Genomic DNA, 16,177 nt, shown 5'->3' on the forward strand with positions numbered 1-16,177 from the left:
AAAAACAGTGCTATATTTTCTTATAGGCACAACTGACCGTCAATATTAAGAAATTATTAATATTCACTAAGAACTGGTGTATTCAATGATTGATCTTTGAAGAATTATAATTGTTTGGAGTATAAATAAGGTCCGGTCTCGTCCTGGTCCCTGTCACAGGGAAAAAAACCTCTTCATCCTTAAATATCTTCTCACTCAAAGTATAATATTTTCTAAAACCGGGTAAGCCACAAGTTTCAACGGAATCAAGAATAACCGCTCCGAACTTTCTTTCTCTCATTGTTTTCTCAATGTCATCAAGCATCTGTGCTTTAATATCTGCATGCTTTTCATTCGTTGTAAAGTATACATCTCTAGCTCCCATTATATTTGCATAACTTTTCTTGCCTGCAAGCACTGAAATATATCCATGATTAAAGACAAAGATTTCTCCTTTTATCTGTGATAGTTGTTTTATAAGCTCTTTTCCTGCTTCTAAATCTCTGCTTGTGGGGATTTGAGTTAAGGGATTATAAACAAGACTGGCTGAACAAAACTGTACTATACAAACAAGATATATTAGGGTTTTCATTAAACTTCTTTTATCAAAAGATATCGTCTGACTTATTTCCAACAACTTATTTAGTCCTAATCCAAATAGAATAGATATAAAAGCATAAGTCGGAAACAATACATTGGTAAACCCTATCCGATAACGTGAATACCATGATGCTGTAACAGTTCCCAATAACGCTAAAAAATAAAAGAAGAAAATCTTTCTCTTTGATTCAGTTAACAAAGAAAACAAGTAAAATATACCTATAGAAAATGCTATGCCCACAGGCATAATAATATCTTTTGGCCAAAAAGAAAGCAGAACTTTATTATCGACGGGCGTTGTCCTTGGGAGTTCAAAAACATAAAAATTAAACCACCCGTCATAATAATAATTCAGGAAAAAACTCCCAAATCCAACTATCAGAACAATGGGAGCTATGAAAGACAGCGCTAAGCGTTTATTAAAAAAAATACAATAGACCATAATTGGTAACGAAATGACCAAGGCTGTTTGTTTAGTCAGAAACGCAAGAGAAATTACTGCCCCAGCAATAAAGTAGTATTTTTCCGATTCATTAAATCTAACTATATATAATGATGTTAATAAGAGGAACAGAAATAGCGAGTCTACCCTGCCGATGTCGAAGTGCGACCCTGTCAGATAAAATGTTGCGTAAAACAGACAGGAAGCAATAAGGCCGGAATATTTGTCGCCGGACTCCCGTTTAACCATTAGATAAATAATCAAAAAAGACCCCAAAGATGAAGTGAAGGATATCAATCTAAGAGGCAAGAAACCAATGCCAATAATCCTGGATAATAAAGCTGACAAGTAGAAAAATAACGGGGTATATATAGATGGAACAAATTCGATGGACGGCTTAACATAATATTTATAACCAGAGAGTATCCTGTTTACATGATCTACATAAGCTCCTTCCAGCCATATTAATTCAAAAGGATACCTTATGCGGAAAAAAACTACAATCAGGTAGAGTGCGGCATATGACACTGCGCCTGCCAGCAAAACCCATTTAAGGAACTTGGGTATCTGATCAAGAAAATAATTTTTCATAGTTATAGATTATTATTGTCGTGCAAATAGTTATAAATAATATTTGCGGTAAATTCATGGCCCTTTATATTAAAATGCATTTCACCATTTTTGGGGAAATATCTGTCTTCAGGATGTTTCTTCATCTCATTCAATAAATTAATATATCTGATGTTATTACTCTCCAAATACTCAGATAATTCTCTGAAGAAATCTCGCCTTATGCCAAAAGTACCATTCAGGATTTCTTTGTTTTCATCCAGTTCTTTAAAATAAAAGGGCAGAAAATAATCCGGGTCAACTTGGAAATTAGTCGGTATCATTAAGACGATGAACTCACTATTGATGTCCTTAGCTATTTTATTCATTCCCAAAACAAGATCTCTGAAATACTTTTCCCGCTCGCCAAGGGGCGGAACATGTTGATCCATAATTTCATAATATGCATTATACTTCTGCCTAAAACGATATACATCATCGCCAAAGATTTGAGGAAACATCGCGACTGAATATCCAGGCGGGATTTTATAAGTCTTGGATGGGTTTATCTTACCGTAAAAATATTTATAAACTTTTTCAGTTAACTTTCCTAATGCGATGAAAAATTGACTTTCCCTCAGCACAGGTATTTTATAAACATATTCGTAACCGACTGTTTCTGTAGCCATTACAAAATCATCATTTTCCCTCCTTCTGCCATATTGGTCCACGTATGTTCCGAGTTTTTTACCCGTATCTAACTTCAGTGGCAATCCGCTGCTATCAAGTATCCAGTTATTCCTGTTTATATTCAGATCATTTCCGATATAAAAACCTAAAATTATAATATCAGGCTTGAACTTTATTCCTTCATTTCTTAACCATACATATTCTTCATCAGCATTATATCCTGGAAATCCTGCGTTAATTACTTCATATTTTGATCCATCTTCCTTTAATAATTGCTTTAATATGGAGGGATATGCATCCCCACTTTCCACAAATAAACCAAATGTATAAGAATCACCTATTATTAAAATTCTTTTCTTGTCTTTCGGCTTATCATAAGTGACTTCTTGATCATCCCTTAATCCAAGATTATTAGTTTTAACCGTTACATATTTACCTGGAAATTCGTTCGACGGATACTTTCCTGTGTAATTTTTTTTTAATTCAACCTTATTAAAGTCCGAAGGTGCCCACATATCACTGACGAGTTCCAGAAACTCCGAATACGTTTTTTGCGGTCTTGTTACCCGCACGGCAATTTCTCCAAACATAAATAATATGCTAAAAAGCACTATAAAACTAACAACAGAGAAAAATATATTTTTGCTATTTGTCATTGATTAACTTCCTCATGCCTAAAGTTTATTATAAAACAACCAGTTTAAAAATTATCACCAGAAGTATCCTCCGAATGTTTGCATAATAATGGTTTGCGTGCCGGCTGCTTTAATAAGAAAGATGAGCAAAGGCTCCTCAATATTGCTTAACGGCAGCAGAAAGAAAGGATACATAAATAATAATATTCTTGCTCCTTCCCCTGTATATAAACCTCCGATCAGGAAGAAAAGAAGTATCGGAATAATGCCAGCAAAAAACATTGAAATGACATCATTACGCAGATCAAATACCCGCAAATTCAAGAATGACGGACGAAACAATACTGCGGCAATGCCAAATGATAAAAATACAGCAAGCATAGTTATATTCTCTAACCGTGTCATAAAATACTTTAGAGGATAGTTGAATATGCTTTTGGGCTCAAGGCTTGCAGCTGTCATAAAAGCCTGTACATGGCTGTATTCACAAAAATGTTTCAATAAGAACTGAATGCATAACATTATTATCAAACTTATAAATAAGACCAAGAAAACTCTACAATTTTTATTTATTAAGACTTCTCTTAATGCAACCAAACCAGCCGCTGCCACCAAAAATAACGCGAGAAAAGTTAATAAATTGGCAAACACTATGCCAGATGCAAACAGCGTTAACCCTGTTATGGAAAACCCGCGCTTCATAATCATAATTAACCCTAAAAGGAACATCGCGCCCATGGTGGCAATAACCCCGTCTAAACTTACCGCACTGTAAATATTATATGCTGGAATAACAGAGAACAGAAAAGCGAATTGAACAGCATTCCGTCTTGATAGACCAAGCTCTCTCATAATTTGAAAAATTAATATTACCGACAGACTTGACAAGAAAACAAAAGAACATGCTAAAACCGGAAGGCTGTTATTTGAGATTTTAAGAATGAAATAATGGAGCAATATCGCGAAGGGCGGGTGTGTCCTTGTATGATGCAGCAAGTGGGGCTGCTGTATATTAAAACTGCTAAGCCATTCCTTCCAATCAGTAATTTTAATTGCCTCGTGGAAATATTGCTGGTAATACGGGATCCCCTGATAGTAGAAAGGTGCATCAAAGGGGCTGTAAAAAGCTTCTTCTACACCACCTTGTGCAAGATTCCCCAACACAACCAGCATCAGGCCGGTTATCCACACTTCCAGCACATTGAATCGCTCGCTATATTTTAACGATATCAAAAAAACAGCTAAAAATAATATAGTGTATGGCAGGCCGAAGAAATGAACCCTTGGACCATAAAATTCAGAAAAAGGGAAAATATCCGGAGTTCCGGTGTTCAGCCCTGCTGTTTTCATCATAAAATTAATAAAAGCCGCCATTATCCAGCCTGCAATTAATACAAGCATTGTACCGGCAGGACGACTTATAAGGTCCTTTGTATATTCTGGAAATTTGGAGATTACAATGCCGATTAACATCAAAAGACATCCGATGAGAAAAGAAAACCACCTTAAGTTGTGAAGAGTCGCACTTCTTTCATCTGAAAGCGGATGATGCGTTAAATAATGAACGAGAAATTCGGGAGTGATTATGACAGCACCCGCTATCCCGGTCATCCCGATTATTAGAAGAACTAAGTATATACGTTTCATTCGTAACATATTATTGCTCTTGGGGTAATTCAGGAGGGAATTCCATAAACGTCAGGCCGTTCTAAAATCTTTTAGTAACCACAAATACAGCTTTTTGTCTTATAAGCAAAAAAGATCGCATATGCAATAAACTTACAAAAACTCTCTAATCACAAGGTATTCTACTCGTTAAAGTGTTCATCAATAGGTATTGGAACAGCATTAAAGTTTTCTTGAAGCGCCTTTGAGACAGGATGGTTAATATCTGCGATGACATATAATCTGTTGCTTCTCCAATCATCATTTTTGAAGTATCTATATTTTCGACAAATTGTTGGATGATCTTTGCAAAAGGCAACGAACCTCTTGTTGATATTTATCGCATTGAAGATAAAAACATCAAAGGGGGCGGAGAAAGAATAATTATAATCTGTTCTTCCGCATACTCCGCCAGCTTCCGGTGTGCAGAAAGTATCTCCATATTTCGCATTATGAATGTCCATGAGCCCAAACAAATCTCTTACATAAACATGAACACCGGCATAATAAGGCATTATACCGGCCCGGTCGGTAAGCAATGTGGTTTGCACAGGCATATTTCGCAATAGGATGCCGAATTGTTGAAGATATAAGTCTTGTTTGAAGCCGTGTTTCTTTATAAGCTCTATTGGTTTGAGAAAGAAACCTATCCACAAGAATATCATTACAGATAAGGTAAATGTCAAAGCAACTTTCTTCCGTATTGAATCCTTCCAATACCTGCACATTAATAAATCCACAGACCATCCTACAAAAATGAGCAATAAAGGTAATATGGGTATCAAGTGACGATGAAATAAAAAAATATCACCGCCTGCCCAGATCGAAACAAAAGCATCTGCGGCTATGAGAAAGGCAATTAGCCAGAGAAGAGAGTCTTTTTTGTCTTTATTTATAAAAAGCAGAATATATGGAATCCATGCTCCTAAATAAAGGAGAGGAGCTTCATATTTAAACCCGCTGCTTATTACCCAGATAAAATCCTTCAACGCCTTAGCGTCTCCGGTAAAAAGAAATTTCTTTATAGAATATGTCGCAAATCCCTTGGCTTGAACTGTTGCCGGTAGAATTTCCTTATAAACAATATACCTGGCAGAAAAAACAAGGACCGTCAGGCCGATAAATATGAGCGTGACCGCAAACAATTGTTTAGGAATTTTTTTCTCTTCCAAAAAAACAAAATAAATGAAAATGCCAAGCAGTATGATTGCATAAAGCGGCCCCTCAGCTCTTGTAACATTCAGAAGGAACAAAGACGGGATGATTATAAAATAATTATTCGTACTCTTGCTCTTATAAAAAGAGATTACCGAAAACAATAATACTAATGAAAACAGTAAAGTATCCATCCCCGAAACACCATACAAATAAACTCCATAAGACAGAATATACGCTAATAAAAGCACAGTTCTTGTTATGAGGGGTTTGGAGAACGAAACTAATCCACAAATATAATTCATCATGAAAAGACATGCAATACCTATGAATAAATTCAGAATGGGAGCCAAGCTGATAAGGTTGAAGGAAAAGAAACTGCCAAGAGCCAAGATTACCGTCCATAGAAGGCTTGAATATCCCTCAACATATTCACCGATGTTAAATACAGGCCCATAACCATTTGCCCAGTTCTCGGCATATCTGTAAAAAATATAAGAGTCGTCCAGGTTAATTATTCCCTGTACGCTATATATGAATAAGTAGATAAAAATAAAAAAAGCTACCGAAGGAATTGCATACCAAAAAGAATTTATATTTTTTGATTTACTTCCATACATTATCAATAATTTCCTTTATTAACTCCGTTTCTTTATAGAATCTTATAGAAGCGGCAAAAAATGTTTTTTCATATTGATCTTGCTCGATATCTTTAGTTTCTCAAACAAAGTTCGACTGTTAATTTATTGAAGCATTGTCCAGTGGCACATAAATATATTCGGGCCTCGTTTCAGTGCCAGTTACAGGAATAAAAACCTTTTCGTCATCAAAAATACGTTCTCTCTTAACATAATACTTGTCCATATCATATGGGTACCATGGCTCAAATGAATCAATAATAATAGCTGAAAATTTTTTTTCTCTCACGGCCTCTTTTATTTCATCAATAAGTCTTGCTTTTATTTGGGAGTGTTTCTTACTCCATGTAGTTAGAACGTCTCTCATTCCCATCTGATTTGCATAGCTTTTCTTGCCTGCCAAGATAGGAAGATAACCATGAAACGGGCTGTAGACCTCACCGTCTATTTGCGCCATTTTTTCTATAAACAACTTCCCTGCCTCCAAATCCATTTCTGTGGGGATCTGACTAAAGGGATTATAGATAAGGGAACCGAATTGAAATATGCAAATCAAGTAGATTACGGAATGAGCTATATTTAGCTTAACTGAAGATAAGGCCTTGCTGGTTTCAAATAATTGATTCACTCCAAGACCAAACAAAACAGAGACGGTCGCATAGGCGGGAAACATTACATTAAAATAACCGCCTCCGCGTAAACGGGAATACCATGATGCCAAAAGCATTCCTGTCGCAACCAGGCAGTAAAAGATAAAAGTCTTTCTATCTGTTTTTCTGCTCTCGGTCAAAAGGTAAACACTCGCTACAGCTAATGCCGCAAAAAACGGCGATATAATGTCCTTTGTCCAAAAGCTTGCGAGATATCTCGTGAATATCGGGGTCGTTCTCGGCAGTTCAAAGACATAGAAATTAAACCAGCCATCATACTTGTAATTTAAGAATATGCTGCCTAACCCGATGAAAACAGCCAGGGTAGTTATAAAATAAACTGCACAGCGTCTATTTGTGAGAAGGACACATAGTGTAACGGGTAAAGAAATGGCAAGCGCTGTTTGCTTTGTATAAAAAGAAAGCGCCATCAGCACGCCGGATAAAATATACGCGCTTGCCGATTTACCGAACTTGAGAATATACAGAGACGATAAACAAAAAAACAGGAAAAGTGAATCCGGGCGGCCAATGTCTAACCATGCGCCGCTCAATTTATATGAGGCGGCAAACAGGCATAATGCCAGCAAAGCGGGAAAAGTTCTCCCTGTCTCACTTTTCACGATCAAATAAATAATGACGAATGATCCGATTGAGGAAAGGAAGGAGACCAGACGAAGCGGCATGAAGCCGATCCCGGTCAGTTTGGACACAAACGCTGATATATAAAAATAAAGAGGGGTATAGATAGAAGGAACAAACTCCAATGAAGGGCTTACATAGTATTTATATCCATCAACGATCCTTTTAACATGATCGACAGAAGCCCCTTCCTGCCACATTAATTCAAATGGATATTGAATTCGGGAAAAAACTAAAAAAAAATAGATAACAACATAGAGAAGTGCGCCCGCCAGCAGGACGTAGCGTAAAAAATTACTTATCCATTCTGAATACGTTTTTTTCATTCCGCTTCAATACTAATCCTTTTTTAATTCCAATTCATTTATCTTCTGGGCCAAGAATTCACTTTGAATAAAAGTGCCTTTTCCATTTAAATGGTACGCGTCTAAGTACATCGCACTTTCATTGAGGATATCCTGAGTATTTACAACATAGAAATCGGGATACTCTTTCTTCAATGAATCTACAAAATTAATATATTGACCGTAATAAGGATATTTATTTACAACTTCGGAAAGATATGGCGGCATAGGCTGCATATGATATATGATTTTTATCTTATTACCTGCAGCAAGTTCTAATATCTTTCTGAAATATTTCTCAGAGAAAGGAGACACAGAAAATTTATTAAGGTCAGTGTATGTTAAGAGATGTCTGAAGCCGTTCAATTCAGCGTCTGGGGGGAAAGATTCATCAGCTCTTTCCGGATAATATCCTTTATCCCTGTAAACCTGAGCAATGAAGTCTTGAAGCTGTGTCTTGCTTGGTATTTCGAAGGCTAAGGGATTTTTTATAAATTTCCTGAAACGGCCCTGATGTTTCAATGACGGCAATATAAATTTTATTCCTTTAGAGATGCCGAATTCGTCAATAAACTTCCCTACATTACCTGTTTTGAAGTCAGCCAAAGCTGTGAGGGATGTTATCTCCATATAATGCTTTTTCAGTGAGAAAATATAAAACGGGTCAAACCCGATAATCAGGTATTTCGGTTTTTTCGTATGTGTCTTAAGATAATTATCGAGGATCCAGAAAGAGGCCATGACGGACTGTGCCCCGAATGTTGCAAAATTAAAGCAGGAAAGCCCGGTCTTACTCTCTATTATTGTGGGCTTAAAACAGACATGACTGTGAGAATCTCCAATAATGAGAACATCAAAATTGAATTCCTTTGATTGCGATATTTCATTCTTTAGTTTAAGCCTTAAGCCCTCAAATGGCGTTCCAATTCCACCTTCATACTGGGGAGAGTAAAAGTAGTTATCAAAGTAAGCATTGGCGCATTCGAAAATGAATATAAACAAAATGGCGATCACAAAAGCAGTTGGGTATTTTTTAGAATTGGGCATAAATAAACTCCTTACCGCCTTCAACACCAAAAAACAATATCAAATAGACACACACGATATAGAATACCGCCCTCACTACCGGGTTCCATTTAAATATGATCAGGGAATTGTTCTTAACATATTGCACAATTTCAACGACAATTAAAATAGATGCGAAAGACATGATTACTAATACCTTATCTAATGCAATATCCGCTATTTTAAAATTAAAGATCAGGCTGTGAAACATATTGTATATCTGAGATGCCGATTGAGACCTGAAGATCAAAAACCCGATTACTGTTATATGGAACATAAATATTATTCTCACGACCTTCCAGACGCTTTGAGAAAATTTATTTTTAGGATTTATAAGGGTCCTGAGTTTTGGCTGAACTAACAGATAATAAATTACCAGCAAAATTCCGTGGTACACTCCGTAAAATATGAAGTTCCAGGCAGCCGCATGCCATAGCCCCAGCAAAGTCATTGTGGTCACCATGGTCATAGATAACCTCGTTTTTCCTTTCAGTTTTCCCAAACCGGCAAACAACGGAGTATAAAGATAATCCCTTACCCATTTACTTAAACTTATATGCCAACGCTGCCAGAAGTCTGCGATATTTTCAGCAAAATAAGGCAGGTTAAAATTGATCATCATATCAAACCCCATGACTTTTCCAAGCCCGATTGCTATGCTGGAATAGCCTCCGAAATCACAATAAAGTTGAAATAGATATGCATACACAGCCAGTAAAACTGCAGCGCCATGATATGGTGGATCTGCAGCAAAAACAGGATCAACGAACTTAGCCAGATTATCAGCAATAAAAAGTTTTTGAAATAATCCCCAGAATATAAGATAGCAGCCTTCATAGAATTTATCCAAGGTCAATTTTCTTGGAATAAGTATCTGGGGGAGAAATTTATTTGCCGTGTCAATAGGCCCGGATAACAGGGCGGGGAAAAATGACACAAAAAGGGCATAATCCAGAAAATTCCTAACGGGTCTCATCCGTCCCCAATAGATGTCTATTGTGTAACTCATTGTCTTGAACGTGTAATACGATATCCCCATAGGAAGAACTATATTGAAGATATAGGGCTCGAAAGAAAAACCTAAAAGATTGAACAGGACCTGAAGATTATAAGTAAAGAAATTAAAATATTTAAATATCCCTAAAATAGACAGATTGCTTGCTACGCTGAAAATTAAAAATAGTTTTTTCTTCTTATTGTCATGCGCTTCGTCTATCTTAATTCCGCAAAAATAGTCAAGAATCGTCGATGTTAAAACTAATGACAAAAATCTCCAGTCCCATGTTGCATAAAATAAGTAGCTTGCCAATAGCAGCATTCTGTTTTGCCACCTATGGTTAAGCAAAAGATATAAAACGTAAACTGCCAGAAAAAATCCGGCAAACTGTATGGAATTAAATATCATATAATTAAACGCTGTAAATTCTTAAACTCTAAACGTGTTTTTTGTAAGATTCGGAAAGAGGATTCAGTACTAATTATGCCTGCTGACGCATGGGTTCCCTTCGCAGCACTTGAATGAGCTCTACCTGAACCCCGTCAGGATCCACCACGTGGGTTATTTGTAATTCCGGGCCTATATGTCTATTCACTACGTTGCTGAATTTCCAAACCGGTGTCCTGAAGCTGACCCCTTCCCTTTCCAGTGCATCCTTCAATTTTTCAAGATCAGACACCGCGAGGCAGACCTCAACGAGACCGGTTGATATGAAATTCATATGCTCGGCAGGCCTTTCCTTAACTTTTGGATTTTTCCATTCAAGAAGCTCAATCATATTTCCCACTTCATCCGCAAGCAATACCATTCTTACCCTGACGTCTTTTTCCATGAAAGCCAGGTCCAGATCAGGTCCTGAGATTATTTCATCCTGAAACAGGCGTAATCCAAGCGCGTCTTTATAGAAGGCTAAAGATCTATTCATATCCTTTACAGTTATCGCAACATGGCTCAGGCGCATAAACTCAGATTCCTTTCTCGTTTCTTGATAAAAGAAAAGTGCCGGAGCGGCAACAGGGCATATTATTAATCATCATTAAACACCACCCCATGCCGCATTAAGCTCTTTTTCATATCTCCGACATTTCTTACACCGACAATATCTCCTGTAGTAAACCTCACATTAAATTCACTCTCTAAAGCGGTAACTATCATCATAGCGTTAAAAGAGTCCCAGGTCTCAACATTATTCGGAGAAGTTTCGTCATTAATCTTGTCTTCATCTATTTGTAATATTTTCGACAAAGTTATTTTTAATTTTTTATTCGACATCTTATGCTTGACTCACTCCTTCTTGTTTCTTACAGTAACAAATTCAAGATGCGTACTTCACAAAATCGGGCCATTTTGCCGGGTCATCTGACCACCGGGCTACGAATGCAGCCATCCACCGCTCTATGCCCCAGCCCACACACGCAGTCTCCAAAACTCTTTCATTTGTATCGTATATTTCCATTGGCTGCGTAAAGTGCTTATCATGGAGATTAAATGATGCCGCCGCAGTAGTATTGCCTTCATCGATCCGCAGGCGCAATTCCAACTTGGCAGTCTGCATTACCTGAAATGTCCTTGCAGACGCCGCCGCGCTTGTAAAAAACGGGTCTGTGGCAATTTCTAAACTGGCTGTCATATCCAGTTCATCAACCATTGCCTGCGTCAACTCAATGCAACTCTTTCGCGCCTCTGCGATAAAGTCACGCTCTCCTATAAAAACGACTTCCCGCATTGAATACTCCCATTGACGCAGCAAGGGTGAAAACCTGTATCCTTCAAAACGGTAGCATTTCCCTTGGGCGGTTATTATCCTTCCCTCACTAAGACGCTGGTTCTTTAAGCTGCGGTATATATTATGACAGACCACCGGCTCGAGTATAAAGCCTGTTGCTTCTAAAACATGGCTGTCTTCGGCGGTAGAGAACATTTTCTTTTTTGCTTCATTTGCAAAGTTCCTAATCCGTTCGTAATGAGGCGGCAGCCTGTATCCAAAAGTCACTAAGTGTGGATGAAGTGCGAAATACCCTGTTTTGGGAATCAGGTCTTGTGACATCTCAATGCTCGGCAGATGCCAAAATTCCGCATTCATGTCTTTAGCCAGTTTTTCTATACGCTGGCAAAAATACATATACAGTTTTGTTGCGGGACCCTGAAACGCATATTGACCGGGGCCCAGTTCAATCGTATGCTTTTCTGTAAAACTCTTAACCGAATCTATTCCATAATACGGCCTGGTTGCTTCATGAGACCAAAAAGGCGGCATAGCTTCCACAAACCTGTAGGAATTAACAGACATCGTGACAACATTTGCAACCTGTCTCTCTATGTCCTCGCCAACATTATCAGGCAAGTCATCGTGGACTTCAACCTCTATTGCCCCTTCCATGGGGTCTATTTTTGAAACCCCGGTAATTGCAGGGTGACAGAAGGCCATATCCGCCTTAAGACCGTCAATCGCTTGCTCTGATATGCCACGCAGCACATCAAAACTGAATCTCCTTTTTCCCATATAAACTCCGTTCTATTCTTTCTGTTTTTGATCGCTTATTTTCATTCTAATATATCCATTACGGCTGTGAAACTCAGGGCGAAAACCGTGACTTACGTAAATTGAAAGGAAAAAAATATTTACTCACTCCGATAGAGTATATTGTCTTTTAGTGGCTTGGGAAAGGCCGCTCTCGATTTGTTTCAAAAATCTTTTTGCCATCTCAGGTTTTTCATGAAAGATATTTTTGGTTTCGCCAGGGTCAGTGCTCAGATTAAAAAGCTCTGTTTTTTTACCTTCCCAGCCCGAATAATAAATGAGCTTGTAGTCACCATCCCATATGGCTATGCTGTATTTGGTAAGAAGAGGGTCGCTTATTATTGCACTATTACGCCCAAGCTCCATTGAGAAGACCGGGCGCGGTTCAACGAATTTACCTTCCATACGGGAGAGCAAAGAGCGTCCTTCCATCCATTTTGGCGCCGGGATCCCGGCAAGTTCAAGAATGGTCGGTGCAATATCAATCTGTTCGACAGGAACGTCTATTACCGTCCCGTTTATCCCTTTATACCGGTTGTTTGTATCAGGCATTTTTATTATCAAAGGTATATTAGTGACATTTTCATAAAGCCTATAGTTGCCATGGCCTATATAGCCGCGTGACATGCTTGTGCCATGGTCTGAGGAAAAAAATATTATCGTATTGGACATATCAACCGTTTCTGCAAGACGTGACAGGAACAACTTAAATTGTTGATCGCCGTATAAGATAAATTCGTCCTGGCGTTTCTTTAAAATATCAACTTCCTTTTGTCTCTCAGGTCCAAAGCAACATTTTCCTAACAATCCGGTATCAACTTGTTTCTGCTCAGTATTGAACTTATCCCCATCCCCGAACATTCCCATATAAGGCTTCTGGGGCAAGAAAGGGAAATGAGGCATTTCAAGATGCAGCCATGCAAAAAATGGTTGCCGGGGATGTATTGAAATATGCTTTAAAAAACTGTCATACACCATTTCAGGGGGCGTTGTAGTTTTATCTGTATCAGACTGGACAAGCCAAATGGGCAGCAAGGGATGTTTCAGTACCCATTCTACCGCAATAGGGCTGTTTGTTTTATCTAACAAGAAATCTATTTTCCTGTAAATATTGCCTTCAATTCCGGGGGGCCTATACAGAAATGTGAAATATTGCTCGTTAGATAAAAAAGCATATCCTATTCCGTGTGAATCGGCTGTAGCATTGAAATTTTGAACAAAGGCGTACGTAGCGTAACCGTCGTCTTTTAGCAACTTTGGTAAATTCTGTTCATAGTGTCTGAATGGATATAAATACATTAGATGCCAGTTCTTGTGTATCCACGGTCTTTGTCCCGTCATCATAGACATAGTAGCTGGAGGCGTCCAGTTTGAGGATGCATATGCCCTCTTAAAAACTACAGCATTCCTGGCCCATTCAGTAATAAATGGTGTCGTGGGACGGTTGTAACCATACAACTGCATATCTCTGGCGCCTAATGCGTCCATCGATACGAAAATGATATTAGGCCTGTTCTTATCAGTTGAAAAAACCTGTGCTCCGTTGGAAACATAATCAGCCTTTGTAACCGCTCTCGCAAATGTAAAAAAGGAAAAGGGAACAGCAAAGATGAATAAGAACGCAAAAATCCAGACAAGAGGGGTAATAAGGTCATATATTTTATAAAGTATTTTCCCGGCATGTCTTTCAATGGGCTTATGCCCAATCCAGACAACAGCAGTCACAATAACAGGAACCAACGTCAAAATTATTAACCTGTATATATTCCCGAGATCCTTCAAAGAAAAATCAGATTCTTTTTTTACAATGATTATTAAGGCAGCGATTATGAACCACGCTATGATATGCTCATAACAGATAGCCTTATTAAGATTTGAGAGTGCCTTAAAAAGCACATATAACATTACCCATAATATAAAGGCAACCACTATCCCGGGAATTGTCCACAAGATGAAGGCTAATGAGAAATCCGGCAAGATCTCCGGAAACCTGATGTAATAGGAATACCCATCCCATTTGTAAAAAACGTCTTTAAGATATTGCAGGGAGAATAAAACGAAAAAAAAACTTAGTGATATAAATAATAATTTTTTTGCAGTCATCGCTTTTTAGTTCACCTTATTAATATACCATAAGTTAAAGCCCATAGAATAACCGTGATCACTAATTGTTTATCTTTAAAAATCTGAGATGAAGGGTCGTCCCCTGACTGCTGAAACTGAACTAAATAGAGAAAGCGGAAAATTCCAAACATTACAAATGGGGTTGTATAGATAAGATTTGTTGTTCCGTGCAGTTCGATCGACCTTGGGCTTAATGTATAAAGAGAATAAGTGATTATTGTTGCAGCCGCCATGATTATCATAAAAGAGTTCAAGGTCTCAAGTGAATATTCCCGTAAAACTTCTCTGTGATTTTGAGGCGCTGCATTATTAGATAATTCAGCGTACCTTTTAGAAAACCCTATTAAGATACTAATCATGAATCCGGTAAGCAGCATCCATTCAGAAATATATATACCTATCCCTTCCGTCCCCGCAAAAATCCTTAGCATAAATCCAAGGCCTATCTGGAATACATCAATAATCGGATATTTCTTAAGAAACAGAGAGTACGTAAGATTATTAACAAGATAAATGGAAATGACAATTAACGCCGCAATATTGACGTAAAAAGAAATAATCAAACTTGCGAAACAAAAAGACAAGGCTAAAAAAAGCGCCGCGCTAATACTAATGGCCCCGTTTGCCAGGGGCCTGTTTTTCTTTGTCGGATGCTTTCTATCTGATTCTCTGTCGTGATAATCATTGAAAATATATACGGATGAAGAAGCTAGACAAAACACGGCAGTCATTATTATTGCTTTAGCCAGCAAGTCATAGTTGCCATAATTGCCTAAAACAAAAAAGCCCAAGAATACAAATAAATTTTTATGCCATTGATGTATCCTTAATAAAGTTAGATACTGAATAGCTCTATCCATGGCATAAACTCTCTTCTCTAAATGATTTATAAAAAGGATGATCAGCGATTCTTAATAATTCCACGTCACCTTTGCTGTCGCCATACGCATAGATTTCATATTTTCCGGGATGACCAATATATCCCTGTATACGTTTTATCTTTTCAATGCCATTACAGTTTTTCCCTAAAAATTTCCCGGTAAGATTACAACTACTGTCAACTTCCACCTTTGTTGCCAGGACCTTAGAAAACCCAACCGCTTGCGCCCACGGAACTAAATATTCTTCAATCGAGGCGCTTACAAGAATACACTGATGGTTTTGCTTCTGGTGCCACCTGAGCCGCTCAATAGCCTCATGTCTTACAAGACGGGGTATTACAGCATTGCTGAAAGATCTTGCATTATTACTGAAAACGTCCATCTTTGCCTTCGCAAAAAATATCGCAAATATTTTCTCTTTTGCAGTATGATTATCGATTGCTCCGGATGAATATTTCAGCAAAACAGGAATTGAGCGGAGCAGCTTTTGAGTAAATATCGAAGGTGAGGTGCAAAACCATAAAAACCTCGGGAAGGAATCAACTTTTATCATGGTTCCGTCAAAATCAAAAAACGCCAGAACATTATTCATTACTTTTA

At 37.9% G+C, this 16,177-nt stretch carries 13 protein-coding genes; all 13 read right to left on the reverse strand.

Annotated elements, in window-relative coordinates; translation table 11 throughout:
- Positions 1-82: 82 nt before the first annotated feature.
- Complete coding sequence (locus tag HZB61_06590) at positions 83-1,612, reverse strand: glycosyltransferase family 39 protein (GenBank protein ID MBI5056261.1); 1,530 nt, start codon at positions 1,610-1,612, stop codon at positions 83-85.
- 2 nt (positions 1,613-1,614) lie between these two features.
- Positions 1,615-2,850, reverse strand: a complete 1,236-nt coding sequence (locus tag HZB61_06595) for an SGNH/GDSL hydrolase family protein (GenBank protein MBI5056262.1) — start codon at positions 2,848-2,850, stop codon at positions 1,615-1,617.
- Positions 2,851-2,970: 120 nt separating this feature from the next.
- Positions 2,971-4,368, reverse strand: coding sequence for a hypothetical protein (locus HZB61_06600; protein MBI5056263.1), 1,398 nt, complete (start codon positions 4,366-4,368; stop codon positions 2,971-2,973).
- Between the two features lie 335 nt (positions 4,369-4,703).
- Entirely contained in the window at positions 4,704-6,335 is a 1,632-nt protein-coding gene (locus HZB61_06605; protein MBI5056264.1) for a hypothetical protein, read from the reverse strand.
- 118 nt (positions 6,336-6,453) lie between these two features.
- Complete coding sequence (locus HZB61_06610; protein MBI5056265.1) at positions 6,454-7,971, reverse strand: glycosyltransferase family 39 protein; 1,518 nt, start codon at positions 7,969-7,971, stop codon at positions 6,454-6,456.
- 12 nt (positions 7,972-7,983) lie between these two features.
- Positions 7,984-9,036, reverse strand: a complete 1,053-nt coding sequence (locus tag HZB61_06615) for a DUF1574 family protein (GenBank protein ID MBI5056266.1) — start codon at positions 9,034-9,036, stop codon at positions 7,984-7,986.
- Complete coding sequence (locus tag HZB61_06620) at positions 9,023-10,372, reverse strand: MBOAT family protein (protein ID MBI5056267.1); 1,350 nt, start codon at positions 10,370-10,372, stop codon at positions 9,023-9,025. Before HZB61_06620 ends, HZB61_06615 begins: the two co-directional genes overlap by 14 nt.
- Positions 10,373-10,532: 160 nt before the next feature.
- On the reverse strand, positions 10,533-10,976 hold the full coding sequence (locus tag HZB61_06625; GenBank protein ID MBI5056268.1) for a VOC family protein: 444 nt from the start codon (positions 10,974-10,976) through the stop codon (positions 10,533-10,535).
- A gap of 101 nt (positions 10,977-11,077) precedes the next feature.
- Positions 11,078-11,323: an acyl carrier protein gene (locus tag HZB61_06630; protein ID MBI5056269.1), complete on the reverse strand. Its 246-nt coding sequence runs from the start codon at positions 11,321-11,323 to the stop codon at positions 11,078-11,080.
- Between the two features lie 43 nt (positions 11,324-11,366).
- Positions 11,367-12,554: a hypothetical protein gene (locus HZB61_06635; protein ID MBI5056270.1), complete on the reverse strand. Its 1,188-nt coding sequence runs from the start codon at positions 12,552-12,554 to the stop codon at positions 11,367-11,369.
- A gap of 123 nt (positions 12,555-12,677) precedes the next feature.
- Positions 12,678-14,501, reverse strand: a complete 1,824-nt coding sequence (locus HZB61_06640) for a sulfatase (protein ID MBI5056271.1) — start codon at positions 14,499-14,501, stop codon at positions 12,678-12,680.
- A gap of 185 nt (positions 14,502-14,686) precedes the next feature.
- A complete protein-coding gene (locus HZB61_06645; GenBank protein ID MBI5056272.1) occupies positions 14,687-15,556 on the reverse strand; it encodes a decaprenyl-phosphate phosphoribosyltransferase in 870 nt (289 codons plus the stop codon).
- Positions 15,549-16,169 (reverse strand): HAD family hydrolase, encoded by a 621-nt coding sequence (locus tag HZB61_06650; protein ID MBI5056273.1) that lies wholly within the window; start codon positions 16,167-16,169, stop codon positions 15,549-15,551. The genes HZB61_06645 and HZB61_06650 overlap by 8 nt, the downstream gene beginning before the upstream one ends.
- Between the last annotated feature and the right edge of the window lie 8 nt (positions 16,170-16,177).

It is taken from the genome of Nitrospirota bacterium (assembly GCA_016214845.1).
Classification (GTDB): Bacteria; Nitrospirota; Thermodesulfovibrionia; order UBA6902; family UBA6902; genus SURF-23.

Bases quoted from the DNA above. Each gene is read 5' to 3' on its own strand.
- HZB61_06620 (MBI5056267.1), bottom strand. From the start codon at position 10,372: ATGCTGCTATTGGCAAGCTACTTATTTTATGCAACATGGGACTGGAGA.
- HZB61_06650 (MBI5056273.1), bottom strand. From the start codon at position 16,169: ATGAATAATGTTCTGGCGTTTTTTGATTTTGACGGAACCATGATAAAA.
- HZB61_06610 (MBI5056265.1), bottom strand. From the start codon at position 7,971: ATGAAAAAAACGTATTCAGAATGGATAAGTAATTTTTTACGCTACGTC.
- HZB61_06625 (MBI5056268.1), bottom strand. From the start codon at position 10,976: ATGAATAGATCTTTAGCCTTCTATAAAGACGCGCTTGGATTACGCCTG.
- HZB61_06630 (MBI5056269.1), bottom strand. From the start codon at position 11,323: ATGTCGAATAAAAAATTAAAAATAACTTTGTCGAAAATATTACAAATA.
- HZB61_06635 (MBI5056270.1), bottom strand. From the start codon at position 12,554: ATGGGAAAAAGGAGATTCAGTTTTGATGTGCTGCGTGGCATATCAGAG.
- HZB61_06600 (MBI5056263.1), bottom strand. From the start codon at position 4,368: ATGTTAATCGGCATTGTAATCTCCAAATTTCCAGAATATACAAAGGAC.
- HZB61_06595 (MBI5056262.1), bottom strand. From the start codon at position 2,850: ATGTTTGGAGAAATTGCCGTGCGGGTAACAAGACCGCAAAAAACGTAT.
- HZB61_06615 (MBI5056266.1), bottom strand. From the start codon at position 9,036: ATGCCCAATTCTAAAAAATACCCAACTGCTTTTGTGATCGCCATTTTG.
- HZB61_06590 (MBI5056261.1), bottom strand. From the start codon at position 1,612: ATGAAAAATTATTTTCTTGATCAGATACCCAAGTTCCTTAAATGGGTT.
- HZB61_06645 (MBI5056272.1), bottom strand. From the start codon at position 15,556: ATGGATAGAGCTATTCAGTATCTAACTTTATTAAGGATACATCAATGG.
- HZB61_06605 (MBI5056264.1), bottom strand. From the start codon at position 6,335: ATGTATGGAAGTAAATCAAAAAATATAAATTCTTTTTGGTATGCAATT.